Annotated in this window: 19 protein-coding genes and 2 pseudogenes; 10 read left to right on the plus strand and 11 right to left on the minus strand. The window is 43.8% G+C overall.

Annotation, left to right across the window (positions count from 1 at the left end; all coding sequences use genetic code 11):
* Positions 1-78 precede the first annotated feature (78 nt).
* Positions 79-1,275 (plus strand): NADH-dependent flavin oxidoreductase, encoded by a 1,197-nt coding sequence (locus RE628_RS28285; protein ID WP_309156655.1) that lies wholly within the window; start codon positions 79-81, stop codon positions 1,273-1,275.
* A gap of 290 nt (positions 1,276-1,565) precedes the next feature.
* Here the strand turns inward: RE628_RS28285 and RE628_RS28290 are convergent, their stop codons facing one another.
* A complete protein-coding gene (locus RE628_RS28290) occupies positions 1,566-2,420 on the minus strand; it encodes an SDR family NAD(P)-dependent oxidoreductase (RefSeq protein ID WP_309156656.1) in 855 nt (284 codons plus the stop codon).
* Between the two features lie 88 nt (positions 2,421-2,508).
* Between RE628_RS28290 and RE628_RS28295 the strand changes: the two genes are divergently transcribed.
* Both RE628_RS28295 and RE628_RS28300 read left to right on the plus strand, forming a co-directional pair.
* Entirely contained in the window at positions 2,509-2,901 is a 393-nt protein-coding gene (locus tag RE628_RS28295; protein ID WP_309156657.1) for a MerR family transcriptional regulator, read from the plus strand.
* Between the two features lie 131 nt (positions 2,902-3,032).
* Positions 3,033-4,087 (plus strand): annotated as a pseudogene (locus RE628_RS28300) (bifunctional transcriptional activator/DNA repair enzyme AdaA).
* Between the two features lie 60 nt (positions 4,088-4,147).
* On the opposite strand, the pseudogene RE628_RS28310 reads toward RE628_RS28300, so the two are convergent.
* From RE628_RS28310 to RE628_RS28330, 5 genes and pseudogenes are all read right to left on the minus strand, one after another.
* Positions 4,148-4,995 (minus strand): annotated as a pseudogene (locus RE628_RS28310) (helix-turn-helix domain-containing protein).
* A 90-nt stretch (positions 4,996-5,085) separates the two neighbouring features.
* Positions 5,086-5,793, minus strand: a complete 708-nt coding sequence (locus tag RE628_RS28315) for a DNA alkylation repair protein (RefSeq protein WP_309156660.1) — start codon at positions 5,791-5,793, stop codon at positions 5,086-5,088.
* A 144-nt stretch (positions 5,794-5,937) separates the two neighbouring features.
* Complete coding sequence (locus tag RE628_RS28320) at positions 5,938-7,254, minus strand: chitobiase/beta-hexosaminidase C-terminal domain-containing protein (protein ID WP_309156661.1); 1,317 nt, start codon at positions 7,252-7,254, stop codon at positions 5,938-5,940.
* A gap of 35 nt (positions 7,255-7,289) precedes the next feature.
* A complete protein-coding gene (locus RE628_RS28325) occupies positions 7,290-8,705 on the minus strand; it encodes a stalk domain-containing protein (protein ID WP_309156662.1) in 1,416 nt (471 codons plus the stop codon).
* Position 8,706: 1 nt separating this feature from the next.
* Positions 8,707-9,399: an NHL domain-containing protein gene (locus tag RE628_RS28330; protein WP_309156663.1), complete on the minus strand. Its 693-nt coding sequence runs from the start codon at positions 9,397-9,399 to the stop codon at positions 8,707-8,709.
* 278 nt (positions 9,400-9,677) lie between these two features.
* On the opposite strand from RE628_RS28330, the gene RE628_RS28335 reads away from it, so the two are divergent.
* The gene (locus RE628_RS28335) at positions 9,678-10,814 is read left to right on the plus strand and encodes a sensor domain-containing diguanylate cyclase (RefSeq protein ID WP_309156664.1); all 1,137 of its coding nucleotides are present in this window, start codon (positions 9,678-9,680) and stop codon (positions 10,812-10,814) included.
* Positions 10,815-10,915: 101 nt separating this feature from the next.
* On the opposite strand, the gene RE628_RS28340 is transcribed toward RE628_RS28335, so the two are convergent.
* On the minus strand, positions 10,916-11,356 hold the full coding sequence (locus RE628_RS28340; RefSeq protein ID WP_309156665.1) for an SRPBCC family protein: 441 nt from the start codon (positions 11,354-11,356) through the stop codon (positions 10,916-10,918).
* Positions 11,357-11,554: 198 nt separating this feature from the next.
* On the opposite strand from RE628_RS28340, the gene RE628_RS28345 reads away from it, so the two are divergent.
* Entirely contained in the window at positions 11,555-12,442 is an 888-nt protein-coding gene (locus RE628_RS28345; protein WP_309156666.1) for an aminoglycoside phosphotransferase family protein, read from the plus strand.
* 127 nt (positions 12,443-12,569) lie between these two features.
* Here the strand turns inward: RE628_RS28345 and RE628_RS28350 are convergent, their stop codons facing one another.
* The 3 genes from RE628_RS28350 to RE628_RS28360 are packed head-to-tail and all read right to left on the minus strand — an operon-like array spanning position 12,570 to position 14,435.
* Entirely contained in the window at positions 12,570-12,935 is a 366-nt protein-coding gene (locus tag RE628_RS28350) for a GntR family transcriptional regulator (protein WP_309156667.1), read from the minus strand.
* Positions 12,932-13,588 carry an ABC-2 transporter permease gene (locus RE628_RS28355; protein WP_309156668.1) on the minus strand — a complete coding sequence of 219 codons (657 nt, stop codon included), beginning with the start codon at positions 13,586-13,588 and terminating at the stop codon, positions 12,932-12,934. The genes RE628_RS28350 and RE628_RS28355 overlap by 4 nt, the downstream gene beginning before the upstream one ends.
* On the minus strand, positions 13,581-14,435 hold the full coding sequence (locus RE628_RS28360; RefSeq protein ID WP_309156669.1) for an ABC transporter ATP-binding protein: 855 nt from the start codon (positions 14,433-14,435) through the stop codon (positions 13,581-13,583). The genes RE628_RS28355 and RE628_RS28360 overlap by 8 nt, the downstream gene beginning before the upstream one ends.
* Before the next feature lie 395 nt (positions 14,436-14,830).
* On the opposite strand from RE628_RS28360, the gene RE628_RS28365 reads away from it, so the two are divergent.
* Positions 14,831-15,118: a GNAT family N-acetyltransferase gene (locus RE628_RS28365; RefSeq protein ID WP_309156670.1), complete on the plus strand. Its 288-nt coding sequence runs from the start codon at positions 14,831-14,833 to the stop codon at positions 15,116-15,118.
* 219 nt (positions 15,119-15,337) lie between these two features.
* Here RE628_RS28365 and RE628_RS28370 read toward each other — a convergent pair whose 3' ends face one another.
* Entirely contained in the window at positions 15,338-16,840 is a 1,503-nt protein-coding gene (locus RE628_RS28370; RefSeq protein ID WP_309156671.1) for a stalk domain-containing protein, read from the minus strand.
* A 388-nt stretch (positions 16,841-17,228) separates the two neighbouring features.
* Between RE628_RS28370 and RE628_RS28375 the strand changes: the two genes are divergently transcribed.
* The 4 genes from RE628_RS28375 to RE628_RS28390 are packed head-to-tail and all read left to right on the plus strand — an operon-like array spanning position 17,229 to position 19,961.
* Entirely contained in the window at positions 17,229-18,098 is an 870-nt protein-coding gene (locus RE628_RS28375) for a TrmB family transcriptional regulator (RefSeq protein ID WP_309156672.1), read from the plus strand.
* Positions 18,055-18,771 carry a TSUP family transporter gene (locus RE628_RS28380; RefSeq protein ID WP_309156673.1) on the plus strand — a complete coding sequence of 239 codons (717 nt, stop codon included), beginning with the start codon at positions 18,055-18,057 and terminating at the stop codon, positions 18,769-18,771. The genes RE628_RS28375 and RE628_RS28380 overlap by 44 nt, the downstream gene beginning before the upstream one ends.
* Positions 18,732-18,947 carry a hypothetical protein gene (locus RE628_RS28385; protein WP_309156674.1) on the plus strand — a complete coding sequence of 72 codons (216 nt, stop codon included), beginning with the start codon at positions 18,732-18,734 and terminating at the stop codon, positions 18,945-18,947. Before RE628_RS28380 ends, RE628_RS28385 begins: the two co-directional genes overlap by 40 nt.
* A 24-nt stretch (positions 18,948-18,971) precedes the next feature.
* The gene (locus RE628_RS28390; RefSeq protein WP_309156675.1) at positions 18,972-19,961 is read left to right on the plus strand and encodes an ornithine cyclodeaminase family protein; all 990 of its coding nucleotides are present in this window, start codon (positions 18,972-18,974) and stop codon (positions 19,959-19,961) included.
* Positions 19,962-20,018: the final 57 nt, after the last annotated feature.

Below are 20,018 nucleotides of genomic sequence, written 5' to 3' on the forward strand. Positions count from 1 at the left end.
TAAAAGTGCATACTATACGTTTAGTCTACTCTTTTTTATTATTAATTACGAACTATAAACGAAAGGAAGAAAAGAAGAATGGAAAATAACAATTGGAATTTCCTGTTGCCTTATACCTTTACCAAAGGGATTACTCTAAAGAATAGGATCGTCATGGCGCCAATGACAACTATGTCGAGTTTCTTCGATGGTTCGATAACGCGTGACGAAGTAGATTATTATGCAGAAAGAGCGGGAGGTCCGGGCATGATCATCACGGGCGTCGCGTATGTTGTCGAGAATGGAAAAGGGTTTGAAGGCGAATTGTCCATTGCCAAGGATACCGATATCAAGGGACTCTCCAAGATTGCCAACGCTATTCATAAGAATGGTACAAAAGCGGTTATCCAAATCTTTCACGCCGGTCGCAAGACCAATTCCAAGATTCTCAGAGGTGTTCAACCTGTAAGTTCAAGTCCCATCGCAGCCACACATCCCGCAGACTCGGAGACACCGCGCGAATTAACTCATGAGGAGATAGATGGTATTATCCAAGACTTTGGCAAGGCTACTCTGCGGGCGATTCAGGCTGGGTTTGACGGGGTGGAACTACATGGGGCAAACACCTATCTTTTGCAGCAGTTTGTTTCTCCGCATTCCAATCGACGGTTAGATCAGTGGGGTGGCAGTTTTGAAAAGCGGGTCCGATTCCCACTGGCAGTTATTCAAAAAGTTGCATCCGTTATCGCCACCCATGCAAAAGAGCCATTTTTACTTGGCTACCGTCTTTCCCCGGAGGAAATTGAAACGCCAGGCATTAGGCTGGATGATTCTTTAGCCTTTGCCCGGATGCTGGGAGATACTCCGATTGATTACCTTCATCTCTCATTGGCCAACTATAAACGGACATCCCTTCATGAAACCTCTGATCAAGAGCCGCTTCTTGACAAGTTTGTTCAGGTTATGGCCAATAAGAAGCCGATCATAGGAATAGGCTCAGTCGAACGTCCAGAAGACGCGGAAGCTGTTATTCATTCCGGTGCGGCTTTGGTCGCGATTGGGCGGCAATTGATCCGCGAGCCGAAATGGGTGCAAAAAGTGGAAGCGGGTGATTCGGACAGTATCCGCTACCTTCTCTCCCCGTCCGAGTTGGATGAACTGCAGATCCCGTTGGCTATGCAAACCTACCTTGAAGGGTCGTTCAGGGAGGTCATGCACTTTTCCACCGATGTACCAGAAGAAGATAACTATCAGAAATCTCTAGCTCCAATGGAAGGCTTTGAGAAGAAGATGTAAAGAATGAAAGTTTGAGAAAAGGCAGCCAATCACAGGGATTGGCTGCCTTCAAAAGTATTTTATTAGATTATCGTTCGCAAAAGTATTCTAAAACAAATTGACGGAATTGCTTAGCGATCGGTGTAAAGTAGCGTTTTTCGTACCAAGCTAACCCAATAGTCCACCTACAAGATGGTTCGACAATTCGAAGTATATGTGGATACTCCTCTGATTTAGGCAGCTTTGACACTTCAGCACGAAAGCAACACCTAACCCCTGCTTAACTAATTCAGTGCCATCGGATGGATACTTTATTCCATGTAAACGGTCGATTTTGTCAGTTCTTCATATTCTGAATCCGATTCTGCCAATCGTTTTGCCCCTTCTTGAGCAATTTTCCAGGCACTTGTCCCCATTAATAAATGCAACGGTGGTTCGGACATCTCCGTCAACTTCCATACCGCTTCCGCTATTTTGGCAGGGTTGCTTAAAATGCCCATCCGCTCTTCGGGAGTGGAGGCATTCATGTTCCGTAAATGCTCCACAACTGGACTAATGACCGGATGGTAGGGTGCGCTTATCTGAGGGACACCCATGGACGAACCTGCCCAATCTGTCGCAATCCCGCCGGGCTCAACCGTAGTGACCTTGATACCAAATGAAGCCACTTCTTTTGCCAGCACCTCCGTAAAACCGTTGACGGCAAATTTGGAGCTTTGGTAAGCGCCTAGACCTGCACTACCGAAGCGTCCGCCAATCGAGGAGATATTAATAATTGAACCTTGCTTCTGCTCTCGCATCATCGGCAGAACGGCTTTTGTCACATATACCACGCCGAAGAAATTCGTAGCCACTTGATTTTGAAAATCCTCGATGCCTATATCCTCAATAGAAGCAACATTGGCATACCCTGCATTATTGACAAGAACATCAATTCTGCCAAAATGGCTCAAGCCCTTTTGAACGGCTGACTGTACTTCTTCAACATCAGTAACATCCAGTTTGAGCGTGAGAACACGATCCCCATGTTTAGCCGACAATTCCTCCAAAGAAGTAAGATTCCGTGCGGTTGCAATAACACAATCACCATGCTGCAGAGCTATTGATGCAATCTCGTGCCCCAATCCTCGAGAACTGCCGGTAACCAACCAAACTTTGTTTCTCATTCCATTCACCTCTCATGGTTTTGTCAAGATGGAGTATAATAAATTCGAGTTACTCGAAGTCAATATAAATTTAGAAGGGGGTCATCCAATGTCTTATTCTGTAAAGGAAGTCGCCGAAATGTTCCGTATTTCACCTCATACAGTGCGCTACTATACAGATCAGGAATTAATACCCGGTGTCACGCGGGATCATAATGGTCGCAGGATGTTTGATGATGCTTCACTCGGCTGGCTGCGAACGATTATAGCGTTTCGAACCGCAGGGATGTCGATTGATATGATTCGTCATTACCTGGATCTATATAACCAGGGTGAGGAGACGATCCCCGCAAGGTACCAATTGTTAGTGCAGCAGCAGCAACTCACCATGCAAAAAATTGACGACCTCACGCATCAGCTAGAAGTTATTAATGAGAAAGTCCAATCTTACAACGGCTGGACTCATCCTGCCGGAAGTACCCCAATCAAAAAGGGGCGATGAATTTGCCGTTATTTATGACACGTTTCTCCGCGCTATCTGTAACGGTTTAAAATTAATGCCTGATTTTCGGCTACGGTTGTCGTAAGCTCAGGGTATAATAATTTCAATCTTAATGCGTAGGGGTTACAAATATGATCCATAACGAGGAACGAAAAATCGAATATTATAAAGCGCTTGTCGAGAAAAGATCTGACTATGAAGGCGTCTTCTATGTAGGTGTCAAATCCACTGGTGTGTTCTGCCGGCCGACCTGTCCTGCTAGGAAGCCAAAATACGAAAACTGCGAGTTCTATGAGACTGCGCAACAAGCGCTTCTGGCTTCCTTCCGTCCCTGCCAGCGCTGCCGACCCTTGTCGCACCCGAATCAAGTCTCGGATATCGTCCGACTGCTCGTTGAAGCGGTTGAGCAAAACCCAGAGAAGCGATGGAAGGGACGCGATTTCAAGGCTCTATCCATCGATGAATCCACTGCCCGCCGTCAGTTCAAGAAGCGCTTTGGCATGACATTCGTCGAATACGCTCGAGCACGTCGAATGGGACTCGCTCTGAAGAGCATCCGATCGGGGGAAAAAATAATCGATACGCAATTAGCTTCAGGTTATGATTCCAGTAGCGGATTTAGAGATGCATTTTCTCGCATCATGGGCGCCCCTCCTACTCTCCTTGATGACAGCCGTATTCTTAAGGCAGCTTGGCTGGATACGCGGCTTGGCCCTATGATCGCCATAACGGACGAGGATGAGCTGTATCTATTGGAATTTGTGGACCGTCGAGGACTAGAACGCGAGGTTGAACGACTTAGGAAAAGATTAAAAGCAGCCATCATTCCCGGCCAAACAAAACCTATACAATGGATTAAACACGAACTGACTCAATATTTCGAGGGTACGTTAACTGAGTTTAAGACCCTCTTCATCTTATCGGGTCACCTTTCCAGCAAAGCGTATGGGAGCAATTAAAGCAAATTCCACCTGGGGAAACTCGTTCTTACTCCGACATTGCGCTGAAACTTGGCAAGCCCACCGCATATCGTGCGGTAGCTCAAGCGAATGGTGCCAATCAACTGGCGATCGTCATTCCCTGTCATCGCGTGATCAACTCCGATGGTGAGCTCGGCGGGTATGGTGGCGGACTAGCACGCAAAGAGTGGCTGCTAAATCACGAGAAGAACAAAGTACATTCATAAATGAAGCCCTCGCCGAAATGCGAGGGCTTCTAACACATGCGTACCGCATGAAGTAACAAGTTATTTTTTCTTCACCGGAATCCAAATCTCCCCTGTAACATACTCTCCCGTGCCATAATACATCTCGAAACTAGGGCCTTCAACCTGTTCGTATTCCAATGTCGGAAACCATTCGGAATAAATCCGTCCCCATAACTTAATTAAATCACATTGTGGTTCCGGGAAAATCGCCACGTTAGTGCCGGGACAGAAAGTTTTGTAAATCTCTCCGGAATTTCAAGGCCTTTTGGCAAAAAATAACTCACCATGTATTTAAAAGATGTTCCAGTATGATCATATAAGGCAGCGTGCAAGATGGTGTTACTAAAGCGTCCCAGTAATCCATTCATCCCTTCAACACTGCCATCTACATCACATTGTTGACGGAATTGAGCAACTTCAGCATATACTTTTTGGGGATCGGAATTGACCAGACCATAAGCTCCAAACATCTCAAAAGGGCCTTTTGATTCGATGCGGTAATTCATTTCGATATCTCCTTTAATTGAAATATGAAAGGACATTCGAGGATAGGCTTTTAGAGAAACGCCTTTATCGCGCGCAGATATCGGCATGATCCCATGAAGATTCTTAAACGCCCGTGCAAACGCTTCTGGCGAATCATATCCATATTTCATAGCTACATCAATAACCTTTACATCAGTTGTTTGCAGATCAAATGCTGCCAATGTCAACCGTCGACGCCGAATGTACTCAGATAACGACACTCCAGTAATAAACGGAAACATTCGTTGAAAATGATAAGTAGAGCAACAGGCTCTCTGCGCTATTTCATCATATGAGATATTATCCGCTAGGTTTGTTTCGATATATTCCATGGCGCTATTCATCCTATCCAACCAATCCATCGTTTTCCCTCCTTTCAAGAGTAAATTCTATCGGAGATAAAAAATGAATACCGTGCATTTTCTGCACGAAAAAATCAGCATGTCGATTGACTAACACCTTACATATTTGCGTTTGAAACCGAGTTGCCCTTTATCTACCGCCTTTTGGATATTAACGGAAGCATCCAGGAACTTGCTTTTTGCCATACCCTGGTTGACTTCTACTGGGCCTACTTCCTTTGTGATCGCAATCGCCTTATCATGAAGTGGCAGATAGGATACTCCTACAGTATAGATGAAATTATTCATCGCGTATTTCGTACGTTCAGGGGCTTTATGAATCGTATTTTTAATAAGCTCCAACATATCGGCAATTTTCTCTTCGGAAAATTCACTATCTGGACGATTCCCGAGCAGCCAGCAATAGCAACTCCAGCCCGCCGACATTTTTAGTTCTACGTCACTTGTAATCCATTTATCTGAAACTTCTTGCGCGATATCCGTTTCTGCCAGAGTTACCGCCACCACATAATCCGATAACATATAAAAATAAGCCTTTTCAATCCACCGTTCAAAATCGGTCTCAGACATTGCTTTGGGATCCGCAATCACCCCGGCAAAGTACATAGCATCATAATTCCCTGTAGCATAAAGCTGCTCGGCCAATGGTTGATTACGTTTTATTTTTCTGAAGAGGGGCTTCATCGCACCTGTAGCCACGCCAAAAAGGGGTTCGTGCGCACCATTAGATTGGTATATCTTCTTAGTACGTTCCTTACCGAGAGCTTCAAGCTCCTGCATAACCATTTCTAAGTTCATTAATTGCACCTCATTTTAATGGGCTTGCCGTTAGTGATTAAGACATCTTAACTTGAATATATCATAAGGCGGCCATAATCCAATAAATTCAGAGCTAGGACTAGAAAGAATGAAGGCCATCCTCTACGGGATGGCCTATTACAATTATTCTATTTCCTCTGCTGCAGACGGCGTTATTGCAACGACTTTTCGAACTTCGTTTTGATTACCGCCTACCACCATTAAAACGTAAACATCATATTCCGTATTATCATCATCGAGTTCCACTTCCAGGGATAATTGTCCACTATTACCAATGTCCCTATTGCCATAAGCAATCACAGACTCCTCACTGCCTAGATAATCAAAATCAAAGATTTGATCTATTGTAGGCGCTGGTGCCCCACTCTTTAAAACGACGTAACGTACCTCACCTGGTTTATTAGTTTTAACAACAATATTTATTAATTTGCTGCCAGGTATCTCTCCTGTAATCGCTTTGGGATATCCATCGCTAAATACACTTGGAGTCTCATAGCTTACGGTCATGACATCGCTGTCCACATAACCAGGTTTAACTGCAATTGCTTTTATCGTTGTACTTTGCTGAAGCTCAATCGGCTCTATATATTTTGTACCGTTGGTAGATGAAGGCTCAGTTCCATCTGTTGTATAGTAAATAACGGCTCCCGAAGTCGTTGTCGTAAGCTCAAGCGTTGTTTCGTTCTCAAAGGTGGCAGTTGGTTTTGCAACTTTTTGCCGAACCGGAGTTGTTGGGACTTCAGTTTCCGGCGTTGTTGTTGGTGTCGTCGGTGTCGGTGTTGTCGTCGGCTTCGGTACCTGCGGCTGCTGTGCTTGATCCTGCTGCTGCCTTTGTTGTTCCAAAGCTTTTTGTTGCTCCTCGAATTTTTGTCTTTCGGCATCCGAAAGTCCTTGTTTATACAATTCTTCCGCTAGCTTGGCGGCTTCTTCTTGTTTCTTCTTGTTCTCCTGCTCAAGCCGCTCTCTTTCCGCTTTAATCTTATCTAGTAGAGCTTGGTTTTGTGCTTCACGCTGCTTATTTTGCTCCTCCTGCCGCTTTCTGAGTTCTTCCTCCAATTGCTTCTGCCTCTCCTGCTGTTGCTTCTCCTCGTCCGATAATTGGAGTGGCGGAACATTATTCAAATCGATCTTTGTATCGGATTGCTTATTAGCCTCATCGATAAGTGCCTGCAATTGGCCTGGTTCTATTAAATTCTGATCACGAGCCTGCTTTAAAATATTAGCAATCAGATTATCTAAATTATTCTGGTATCGATCCAGCTCGTCTGGAGACAAGCCACCCGGATTTTCGCCAGGGTTAGAGCCGGAAGCTGCATTCCTCATTCTCTCCAGCATCTCCGCATTTTCCTGAACTATTTTCTGCATATCCCTTAATATAGCTTCGATAACAGCAGGTGAAGCCTGATTAACGAAGTCAGACAGGTCAACTGGATAAGGCATACTTGGTATTGTCGAATCTGATCCTGGAAAAAAGTTCAGTTGCTGCCCAGGATATACGAAGACTGGATCCTGGCCGGTTCGTTGTCGCTTCCCTGAACCAGGCCGCTGTTTACAGAAAGAGTTGGTATCCCCGTAACCGGATTGATGACCACAACAAAATTCGTGCCGCGAACATCGGTCAGAGCCGTCGGCGTCAGGATGTTGAAACTATCCTTAGCATTCACCAGCGAGGACACATTGGCCGAAGCCAGCCCGCTCCATAGCATAAAGCTCGTGTGCTTTATTTGAGATGCATTACTTAAATCTGAGATGTACAGCTCCGAGTTTTCGCTAATCGTAATTTCATCCTTACGGTCGACCGTTTTTAATATCGCGCTCGTCTTCTTTTCTGTGCGAATATGATCGCCTTGATGAAGATTCATGCCATTATAGGCCCGAAGGGTCATGGCACCGCCCGCCTGAGTGATCCAGACCTTTCCTTTAATCTGTTCAATCACCGCCGCACGCGATTTGCGATCTGCTGCAGGCAGCTTATCAACGACTTCTGTTATTTCTCGCAAAATAACGGTTCTTGTGTTTGGATCCCATTTGACATCTGCTCCGAATGCCTCACTGAAAAACCGGACTGGAACATAGGCACGGCCATCCTTCGTATAAGGTGACGCTTCCAACTGCCGCTCCTCTTCCGCTCCCGCCGCGGTATTCCTGATCGAAATCAACTGACTTCCCATTTGCAGCCTGATTCTTGCCTCGCCCTTCGTCAATTCAATGGTACGCTGATTATCCAGAGATTCAACTTTATAGCCCATCGATTCGCTTAAGACTCTTACAGGCACCATCGTGCGTCCCTTCACAATTTCGGGCTGCGCGTCAAAGCCGATTACCGAATCATCAACCACAACCTTCACCTGATCATTGTGAGGCAGGTTAGTTGGAAGCTGGTAATATTCAAGCTCGCGGATTTTATTGTTATAACTGTCCGCAATGAGCAAGCTGCCATTCGGTAGAACCGCTACATCCATCGGATTATGGAGCAGGTTGTGACCGTTAATGCCATCTACATGACCAAACTGTGCAGGTACACCGGCAATTGTACTCACATTTCCGTCAGTAAGATAACGAATCGTATGGTTCAAGCTGTCGGCAATAACCAGTCCCCCATCCTCCGTTACGGCGATCCCTCTAGGAAACAGAAAGCGTGCCTCCGAACTTGCTCCATCCGCATAACCGCCTTCGGCATATAGTTGGCCTTTCGCATACACAGGCTTCTCCCCCGTGGACAAACCTGCCGCGGTTGTAACCGTACCTTTGGCCAAATCAATATATCGGATAACATGGTTGCCTGTATCGCTAACATATAAATTGCCTTTATGGTCGATGGCTATGCTGGTAGGCTCATTAAACTTGGATTCCGACAATTTACCGTCCGCATAGTCCCCTGCAGGAACCACGTCAGCCGGCTATAACTTCAACAACGCGATTAGATGGAGCGTTAAGTGTAGTGACTTGTCCATCCGGCGTTATTCGCCGAATCAAGTGATTCAACGTATCCGCAACATACAAGGTCCCATCTGCCGCAACAGCCACATCCTGAGGATGATAGAATCTCGCTTCCGTGCCCGTACCGTCTTCATCGCCGATAATACCATCCCCGGCAACCGTTGCTACCATTCCGTCTTTAGATATTTTTCGTATCCGATGATTATCGGTATCTGCTATGTATACATTACCTTCCAAATCCGTATCCATTCCCGAAGGACCGTTGAATACTGCGGTTTCCTTAGCACCATCGTGCCAAGCTCCCTCAGGAGTTACGTTGTCTTTCGTGCCAAGCATAAAGCCCGCATAAGTAGAAACCTTTCCATTCTTAACCTGACGGATAAGATGATTTCGGGTGTCCGCCACAAGCACAGAACCATCTTTCAAGACAGCGATTCCCTGAGGCATACGAAAAGACGCCTCTGATGCCTCACCATCCCAATCGTCAAATTCACCGCTCCCTGCAAATACCGTTACTTTTGACAGAGCTTCTTGGCTGTTGCCCAGGGACGACTCGCTTTGAATTCCAGCAGCCCCCGTGGATGAGCTTCCAATTAGTGTGAAAATCATAACAGCGACCAGCAAACGACTAAATACTACCCTCATATTGATCCCCTTTCACTTCATAAGTTCAAACTTCCACCCTCTATTCGGCTGAAAGACTAACCAGCCTTTGCTTTGCGACCTGAGTAATCCCATCAACTGGAATTTTTGCTCCTTATACCATTCCATCTATTTCAGAAATTATAGATTAAAATTTAATAGATAAATAGTGAGCGTTGTCATTAATTTTGTCATGTGACAAATGTATCATTGGGATTTATTTTTGTGGGGAGGAGTTCTGCTGACAAACCTATTTAAAAATGCTAGCATATTACCTAATAATGCCGACAGATTACTATGCGAAGCATGGAGGAATTGGGACGATGCTTGAGAACCGTCGACTTAAAGTCATAATGGAAGTCCAACAACAAATGCTGTTATCTAACTTTGATTTGAAACTATTTATGCAGACGATCTGCGATCGGATGTGCCTATTAACCGATGCCGACGGTTCTACCATCGAGATGCTGGCGGGTGATGAAATGGTGTATGCCGCCGTCAGCGGCACCTTGCAGCCTCATCTTGGAATTCGAATAAATAAGAACGGTAGTTTGTCAGGCTTGTGCGTGACGGAGAAGAAAATCTTGTATTCGCCAGATACACAGCAGGACGATCGCGTCAACAAGGAAGCAACTATGAAAGTCGGCGCGCGGAGTATGGTCTGCGTCCCCCTGTTCGAATCTAGCAACGCCGTCGGCGTATTGAAAGTCATCTCCGGCCGTCCTGATGCTTTCTCCAGCCGCGATATCGAGACATTGCAGTTGTTATCGCTCGCACTCGGTTCGGAGCTAGGCAAGCAAATCAGTTATGACGACAAAGTTCGGATTCTGAACGATTACGAGAAATTATTGATTCAATTAAGAGCCGAGATTGAAAGACGGGAAAAACTGGAGAGCGAGCTTATTCAATTGACAGAGCGCGATATTCTAACGGGATTGCTGAATCGTAGAGGCTTTAGCGATCGAATCCAAGGCTGGATTAATCAGGCTAGTCGAGAAGAAAGCTTATTCGGGGTGTTTTACCTCGATTTGAATAAATTCAAGCAATGCAACGATACTTACGGACATGATGTCGGCGATCTCGTGCTTGTAGAATTCGCGAATCGTATCAAGAAAGCAGTTGGCGAGTCCGACCTGATCGCACGCGTGGGCGGCGATGAGTTCGTGGTTGCGGCATGGCTGCAGGACGACTACGCCGGCTTGATGCAGGTTGCCAAGCGCTTGACCGAGCAACTAGAGTCGCCAATGCAGATTAAAGAGCTTCAACTGATGATGTCTACCAGCGTCGGCTGTACGCTATGGGCAGTAGGCAAGACGGAGCTCGATCTCATTCGCGTGGCGGACCAATCGATGTATCTCGCCAAGTCCAACGGCATCAACCGGATTGCGGTTAATGGGGAGCTCATCGGATACCCTTGACCCAATAATATGGGAGTTTGTGGTAACGATTTTTCCATTGGCTGGGGAGTTCACATATATCTCTCCAGCGCATTTGGGGGGGACATTGCAATAGCAAGTTCCTACATCATACACTTATCAAGTTGTTCAAGAACAAATGGCCAAGCTTGTTCATGTGCGTTCTTCGATTCCTCGTCAGGAAACCCCTTATGTGTCAGATACAATCGTGAACCTTCACCGTAGGATTCAAGTTCAACTGTAACAACCGTTTCCGCCCCCTTGGTTCCACCCGCTCCAGTAACCCAAGTAATCTCAACAAGATTATTTGGTACAAGCTTTAAAAACCTTCCGTAATGAGGGGATCGTTTACCTTCATATTCGGTTTCAAAAAAGAATGTTGTGTTAACCTCTCCTTGCATTATTACACTACCAGGTACTGCGAACCAATGGTCAAACTGGCTTGTCCACGCATTGAAAAGTACACTTGGAGATGTTTCCATTATCCGTATTACTTTTAGATTAAAAGGTCTTGTTGAAAGGTCTGGCATGCTAATAGGTTGCATACAAATTCCACCTTGTCGTTTTGATTTTTAGTATTATTTTATCCTCATGATGCTCGTTCTACAATGATTCCAGTTCTCCGCGTTGTCTAAAACAGCAAGTTCTCTTATAAGTGTTTTATCCTTTGATATGACCATGGTGAATTGTTATGATCTATGTAAGATTACGATCCATGACTTTTGAGGAAAGAAGAGAAGGAAATGATAGAAATTAATACTGAAGTGGTACGTCAATTAATCAATAGCCAATTCCCTGAGTGGAAGGACTTAGATATAGTACCCGTTGAAAAAAGTGGACACGATAACCGCACTTATCGACTGGGAAGCGAGATGACGGTTCGTCTGCCGAGCCATGAACGTTACGCCTCGGCGGTTGAGAAAGAACTAACCTGGCTCCCTATTTTCGAGCCTCTTCTGTCATTGCCCATTCCAGCCCCTATTGCACAAGGTGAACCGACGAATGAATATCCCCTTCCATGGTCCGTCAACCGATGGATTGAAGGCGATACCGTTACACATTCCAACATACTCGATTTAAACGGATTTGCCGAAGATCTTGCGGATTTTCTAAAAGAACTACAAGCTATCGATGCAAGCCAAGGCATACCATCAGGCGAACAAAACTTTCATCGCGGAGGAAACTTAGCGGTTTACGATCAAGATACAAGGTCTGTCATTGACAAGCTATCCGGCCAATTTGATCAAAAGCTCTTAACAGAAATATGGGAGCTTGCCCTTGCGACAAGATATCAATCTGCACCGCTATGGATCCATGGTGACGTGGCAGTGGGCAATCTGCTTGTGCAAAATGGGCGACTGTGCGGCGTCATTGATTTCGGAACTATGGGCGTTGGCGACCCCTCCAGCGATCTTGTGATGGCATGGAATTTTTTTGATGATGTAAGTCGCAACATATTCCTGAGCCGCATGGACTTTGAGCAGGATACTGTTAATCGCGCACGCGGTTGGGCTTTATGGAAAGCACTCATCACCTACGTTGGGAATGAACCAAGCTCTGAAGCCTCAAATTGGGGAAAGCATGTGGTCGATGTCATTATTCGAGACTATAAATCTCTAAACTGTCTGTAACGGCACGTTCTCTATATATGATAAAGGCCGCTTAAATAGCGGCCAAAAACTAAAATATACCCTTCTTCTTACCGGGATCCATACTTCACAAATGCCACATCTAGCCAATGATCAAGACTAGCAGCTATTAATAAATCTTTTTCAAAAGCTCAATAACTTCATCTAGGGTGAGGCCGAAGGATTTATAGTAGGCTGTGTCGATTTCCATTTGCTTTAGGATCATGTCATTGCGTATTCGCAGCTTCTCCTCTGAGGTAAATTCGGCTACAAAACATCCTTTACCCGTTACAGTATTGATCAACCCACTTCGTTCGAGCTCTTCCCAAGCCTTCTTAACAGTGATGACACTAACCCCAAGCTCCAGAGCAGCTTGTCGAATGGGCGGCAAACAATATCCGCTCTCCAACTCGCCTTTCAGAATTTGAGCGCTGATCTGTTCGAAAAGCTGCTGATAAATCGGTGTTTCAGATGTGTTCGAAATCGATACGTTCATAATATCTCCACTTTTAAGAATCGTCTAACCGCAATCCGATAGGCAATCAGGGTAAATGCAATAAATACCACGATGCCTACGATCAGAATGGATAGTTGCAGCCCCGTATTGTTAGCGCCGGAACCATTGAATATATTATACACGAACGGACTCTGGATTCCGATCCATTGCGTAACTCCGGCAAAAAGCATAGCGCCCGTAATGGAAGCGATCCCCGCCTTGCCGAATTTATAAGCTGTCTTGTAATACATGGGTATAAAAAATATGTTGAAGATCGCAAACATAACAAAACAGAGTCCCCAAAAACCCAAGTGTGGTGCGAAGAAATAGTAGGTCAGATTCGGGTATAATCGAAGCGTAATCATGCCATAGATCATTGCTGTTACAAGATGCAATAGTTCCAAGATGACAATAACGGCGACCCTTGCTTTCACGATATCTTTTTTAGTTACAGGCATCATTGTGGTAAACATCAAATCGTTCTGAGATCTAAATCCATTAAACGTGTTCGGTATCGTGATCCAGCAAAAATACAGCGGGACCAGAAAATAAAGCCAGCCGGGTACAAGCATTAATGCACCCATAAGGAACGGAAAAAGTAAAAACATAGGATTTACGCCTAACTTCAAATCCTTCATCACCAAGTTATACATACGTATCCTCCTTTTTCGCGAAATATATCATAATCTCCTCAAGACTCGGCGTGGTCGCCTTTATGTTGGAGGATGGATCGAAGTCTTTGGTATGGATCAATCCTGTAAAGCCAAATGAATTGACTTTATAGGAAATTAACCGTTCCTTCACTTGGCTCAACTGGCTCTCGCTACCGCTAAGTAATCGATAGGATTCCATAAAATCATGTTTCTCAGAACTGGCGATGATTTGCCCGTTATCAATGAAGGTAATAAAATCTGCGCATTTCTCCAAGTCAGATGTAATGTGTGTCGAGAAAAGAATACTGATCTCACCATCAACGACGAGCTCTTGAAAAATATCTAACAGATCGTCTCTTGCGACCGGATCGAGTCCACTTGTCGGTTCATCCAGGATGAGAAGCTTCGCACCATGGGATAAAGCAAGGGCCAAGCCGTACTTTACTCTCATGCCTGTAGACAATTCAGCAATTTTTTTGTTTTCATCCAATTTGAATCTTCGAAGATAGCTATAATAGGTGTCATCATTCCAATTCGTGTAAAATTTCTTGATGACATTTGTCAAGGTTCTTATCTTGCTTCGCGTATAGAAATCTAGGCCGCCGAATGCATATCCAATGTCTTGCTTCAATTCAATCTCATGTTCGGCGATGTTCTTACCCAAAATGCATACCTCGCCGCTATCGATATAAATCATGTTCAAAATTGATTTGATCGTGGTTGTTTTCCCTGCGCCATTGGCACCGATAAACCCCATAATATATCCCTTCTCCAGCTGAAACGATACGTCTTTCAACTGAAAGTTAGGGTATTTCTTATTTAAGTTTCGAATGTCTAATGCCAGCATACCGTACCTCCTCGTAAAATTGTGAATGTTGTGTATACACAATGTATCACAGTGCTTTTTATATAGTCAACTGATTTTTAGCCTGATTTTGGATATTTTTTATATAGCTCCAATTCGAAAAAGTTCGAACAAGCATGGAAAAAGCCGCTGAAAGAGCACGAAAACGTGTCTTTGAATCAGCGGCTGTACATAATAAAAAAACTTCAAGTCTTATAAAATTGAGAAACAAGCATAATCTACATAAAAGAGTGATTTTTTCTTCCTACTTATGATACGGTTACCTGGCAATTGCAATTGAAAGCGCAAGGAACGCCGAATACATCTATAATGACGATCTCGCTCTTTTATTCGAAAAACTATTTGACCATTTCCCCGCTGAGCCATCAAGCCAAAGAATGGTTGCCTTGCAAGATGGGGACGTTCTAGGAACTATGTCCATCAAATGGGAAGCCAAATCCAGCATGAAGCAACAGAAGAAATTACCTCCGTGGAAGAGCTTCGACATGATCGGAAAATGGACTCTCTTTAAAATGTTGCTCGGATTACATTTCTTAGAGCACAAGCCCCAGGCTAGAGAATGCTATATTTTAGACATTGTTGTCCATCCAGACCATCGGGGCAAGGGAGTTGGAAAGCTATTGCTGCAGTGGGCGCAGCATTTTGTGCAAACGGATCCCGCCTAGATGTGCTAAGCTTGTATGTCTCCGGTAAAAACAAACGTGCCAAGCATCTATACGAGCAGCTATCATTCCGAACTCATTTACAACAGAATAGTATAGCGCGACATCTTCTATTCAATGAATTGAAATGGGATTATATGATGATGAGATTAAAATAGAGAATATGCCAGAAGGACGCACCCAAGTCCCTTGGATGCGTCCTAATATTGATATCGAATTCTGTTATTTAGTCCTATTCTCGAATATAATGACCATTTTCTTGCTGCCTAAATATTCAACAGAAGTATTAAGCTGCTCCGACACAAAACGCACAGGAACAAAAGTGCTGTTATTCCTCAGTAGTAAAGGAGCATCTGACATCACGGTTTGCTCGTTTATCTTAACCTGCTTATTCCCCACACTCCAACGAATCGTTTTACCGTCCTTTTGAATCGTTACCTCTTTCGTACTCTGGTTCCAATTCACCTTTGCCCCAAGCTTCTCGGAAATGAAACGAATAGGCACGTAGGTACGGCCTGTCTGAATAAATGGCGCTGCTGTTATATTGTAGATACTATCGCCCACATAAGCTGTCTTGCTGCCGATCATCAAGCGTTGAGTCTTACGCTGAGATCTAATACCATAAGGATCCGCACCTAATTTGTTAAATATTTTATAGGTTTGGGTTCCTTGGCTTAGGTCCAAGTAGTTATCGTTCAACTGCAGTCCGTAGCGTTCCGCCCCCGTATCCCAATGAAAATCATAACTATTATGTTGAATCGGCTCCAGATCCCATACCCGGTTGTTGTTCAAATTCAGGATTTTTAGAGCTTTCAAATTTCTTAACGGTTCCAAATTCCACACTCGGTTGTTATCCAAGTAGAGCATATCTAACTTGTTCAAATGTTTTAACGGTTCTAAGTCCTTAATCTTATTGGAGGATAGATCCAATGTAAACAAGTTGGTTAATTTTGCCAAAGGGGCAAGATTCTCGATGTTATTGTTATTAGCAGATAAACCTTCGAGATTGTTGAATCCTTCTAGTAACTTAAGATCAGTAACCCGGTTTCCGTCAATCCCCAGATACGTTAGACTTTTGGAAAGCTTCCGTAGCGGCGAAAAATCCTTAATTTTATTGTTAGATACATCGAGATATGTCAGCTTTTTCATGCTGCCTAGGGGAGCTATGTCTTCTATCGCATTATCGCCCATTTTCAAATACGCTAATTCTGCGGCACTAGAGATCGCCCCAACATTCGAAATTTGATTGTGGTCGGCGTCCAATTCGATTAGACTAGGCAATTGTTTCACTACATCCAAGGACGAGATCTGATTCCATTTTACTTCTAGATACTTCAAATCCTTGAGAGCGGACAATTCCTCAATCGATGAGATTTGATTTGCTTTGAGGCTGAGATGACGGATCTTTGTAAGATTCTTTAGCGGTGTAAGATCAGTAATCTCATTAATGTCTAAATCGAGTTCCGTGATATTGACGGCATACTCCAATCCCTGCAGATCTTTAATTCCTTTACCTGATAACGATACATTGGTGAGTGACTCTAAATCCGCTTTGGTAAGTGGTTCATCGCCTTTTTTTCCTAACCAAGAATTTATCGCTTGTTCAAGATTTTTATCTTTAATAACCGATTCTTGGCTAAGCCCCTCCATCGAAGCTTGTCCCGGGAGGACCAAACTCAGGACGAAAATAAAAGCAAACAATTGCACAGCAATACGTTTCTTCATGATGACCATCTCCTCTGATGACTGTATTATGTTTAAATGACCTCGAGCTGCTTGATAAGAACAGACATTATGTATATCCGCTACGTTATCGACAAATTAGTATAACACCTACAGTCTTCTTAACGAATAGGAAAATGTTGGGTAACGTGGAGATGACTCATATATCACCAATTGTGTCTAAAATCTGAAATCAAATATTTATTTTCCTAAAAAATGATTGTGAAATTATGTACAAACTTTCAAATGCGATGTATAGTAGTTAACAAAGGTAGCTACTAATAAAAAAACTAAATATCAGACAACAAGTGATTAATTTCACAAAAACATTTCATCTAGTCCCTTTTACTTGTAAAATGAATTCATATAATTCGGTATGGGGTGAGATGAGATGGAAAAAGTAATTCAATTGTTGAAATCATTCAACTTTACAGAATCGGAATCGAAAGTGTATATCTCTCTGTTAAAAAACGGAGCGGGTACAGGCTATGAAATCAGCAAAAATTCCGCTGTGCCTCGTTCTAAGGTGTACAACATCTTGGAGATTCTCATGGAAAAGGGATGCATTGTCGTATCAAAGCAAACCAATCCTGTTCATTACAGTGCCGTTCCTATTGAAGAATTCATTGAGAATATCAAGAGCAATGTCAACGACAGTCTGACTGAAGTAAAAAAGGAATTGAAAAGCTATAACCAGACGATGGACCTCGAAAACTTTTGGTATATTCGCGGATATAAAAATATTTTCAACAAGTGCAAATTATTGCTGAGTGAAGCTAAGTCCGAGGTATATGTCCAAGTCTGGAAAGAGGATATTAATCACATTATTGAGGAACTACGTGCCGTGGAGGAAAGGCTTGAACGGTCGGTAATTATTCTCTACAGCACAAACCATGATTATCAAGTTCCGCTCACTAACTACTACAAGCATGGCTTTGAGGAAGAAAAACTTCAGGAAAGCGGCGGAAGATGGATTAATATTGTGGTCGATTCCAAGGAAATCCTGTTCGGTCATATTCAAAATGACAAAAATGCTGAAGTGATATGGACGCAAAGCACTCCAATGGTCTTCCTGGCCAAAGAAAATATTATCCATGACGCTTACTGCCTAAGACTGATTGATGCAATGGGCAAGGATGCCAAGAAGCAGTTTGGTAACGAGCTAAAAGGGATCCGAAGCATTTTTAACCAAAAAAACGTAAAGAAGGATAAACAAAATGACAGCTGCGACGATTATACTGACCCTGGTGGTCCTGATTAATGTTATTTTTGCCGTAAGGTTCATTGTAGATGTGGTGAAGCACCGGGAGGAAATCAAGCAAGAGCCAGGTAACGGCTTTATGCTCGCATTATCCTCAACCTTGATTTTCTTCTTCTCAACCTTTGGAGTTTCGGACTTTGCAATTTCATCTATCTTGTACCGGAAAACAAAATGGGTGTCCGATAAGAAACTTCCGGGAACTTTAAATGCACAGTGCGTGATCCCTGTAGCGGTCATGGCTCTGGCATTCATAACAGTTATTGATGTGGACATTGTAACCCTAGTTGTATGTATAGTAGCCCAGATTATCGGAGCCTATATTGGCCCTCGGATTGTGGTGAAGTTGTCCCCTTCTATCATTCGCAAATTCATCGGAATAGGGCTTGTGATTGCCACACTGCTCATCCTTGCCGGAAAATTCGGCCTGATTCCATCCGGAGGAACCGCTACTGGCCTATATGGCGGAAAATTAGTCATCGCTGCAATCTGCCTGTTTGCTTATGGAGCACTCAATAATATCGGAATAGGATCTTATGCGTTAACCATGGTTACGGTTTATGCACTTGGTTTAAATCCATTGGTTGCCTTCCCGATCATGATGGGGCTTGTACTTTTTCCGTTCCAATCGGCAGTATGCAGTTTATTAAATATGGTGAGTACAGCAGAAAAATAACACTGTTTGCAGCTACATTCGGAATTATTGGAGTTCTGATTGCCGTCTATATTGTAAAGGGATTAAATGTGTCTGCCCTTCAATGGGTTGTTGCCGCGATTCTACTATATAGCGGGACAAGCATGTTGATTAATGAGTTCAAGAATAAAAAAGCGGTTCAACAAGAAGCAGCATAATACAAAAAATAGAGGTGCATCAGAATGCTAGTTTTAACTAAAGAGGATATTCAGAAGGTTTTTTCAATGAAAGAAGCGGTTGACGCAAGTAAACAAGCTCTGCGTTTATATACAGAAGGAGAATGTACGGTTCCTTTACGCGTTAATATCGATGTTCCCAAACAACAAGGGCAAAACCTTTTTATGCCAGCTTATGTCAAAGAGATGGATGCTACAGGCATTAAAATAGTGTCTGTGTTCCCGGGCAATATCGAGCTTGGCAAGCCTTCTGTTCCGGCTCAAATGATTTTACTGGATGGAAAAACGGGCGAAGTGTGCGCCATTATGGATGGAACCTACTTAACGCAGCTTAGAACCGGCGCTGTCCAGGGAGCGGCTACAGATATTTTATCCAGAAAAGATGCCAAGATTGCCGTCTTGTTTGGAACAGGTGGACAAGCCGCGACGCAGCTGGAAGCGATGCTTACAGTGCGGGAGCTTAAGGAAGTGCGGGTATTAGATATCAACTATGATCGGGCAAAAGCGTTTGCCGAGTCGATGCAACAGCAATTTTCCGCATTCAACGTAAGAATTGTTGCCGCAAGTAACGGAGATGAGGCCATTCGGGATGCGGACATCATTACAACAGTCACGACATCTACTCGTCCTGTATTTGACGGTAGTCTTGTGAAAAACGGCACTCATGTTAACGGAGTTGGCGCGTATACGCCACAAATGCAAGAACTGCCCGAGCAGATTGTTCAGCGGGCCAACAAAATTGTTTTTGACACCAGCGAAGGAGTCTTGGCGGAAGCGGGCGATCTGCTGATTCCTCTAGAAAAAGGCCTCGTATCCAAAGAGGACTTCACCGGTGAACTAGGACAAATTATTCTAGGCCAAGTACAGGGTAGAAACAGCGATGAGGAAATCACGTTGTTTAAAACTGTGGGAACCGCTGTGCTTGATGTTGTGACGGCACAGTTGATTTATCAAAAAGCTCTATCTACAAACGTAGGACAACATATAGTAATTTAAACAGCAGCTATAACTTCATGATGGACCGAAACCAAAGAAGAATCCAATTAATATCAA

Source organism: Paenibacillus sp. D2_2, from assembly GCF_031199965.1.
Taxonomy (GTDB): domain Bacteria; phylum Bacillota; class Bacilli; order Paenibacillales; family Paenibacillaceae; genus Fontibacillus.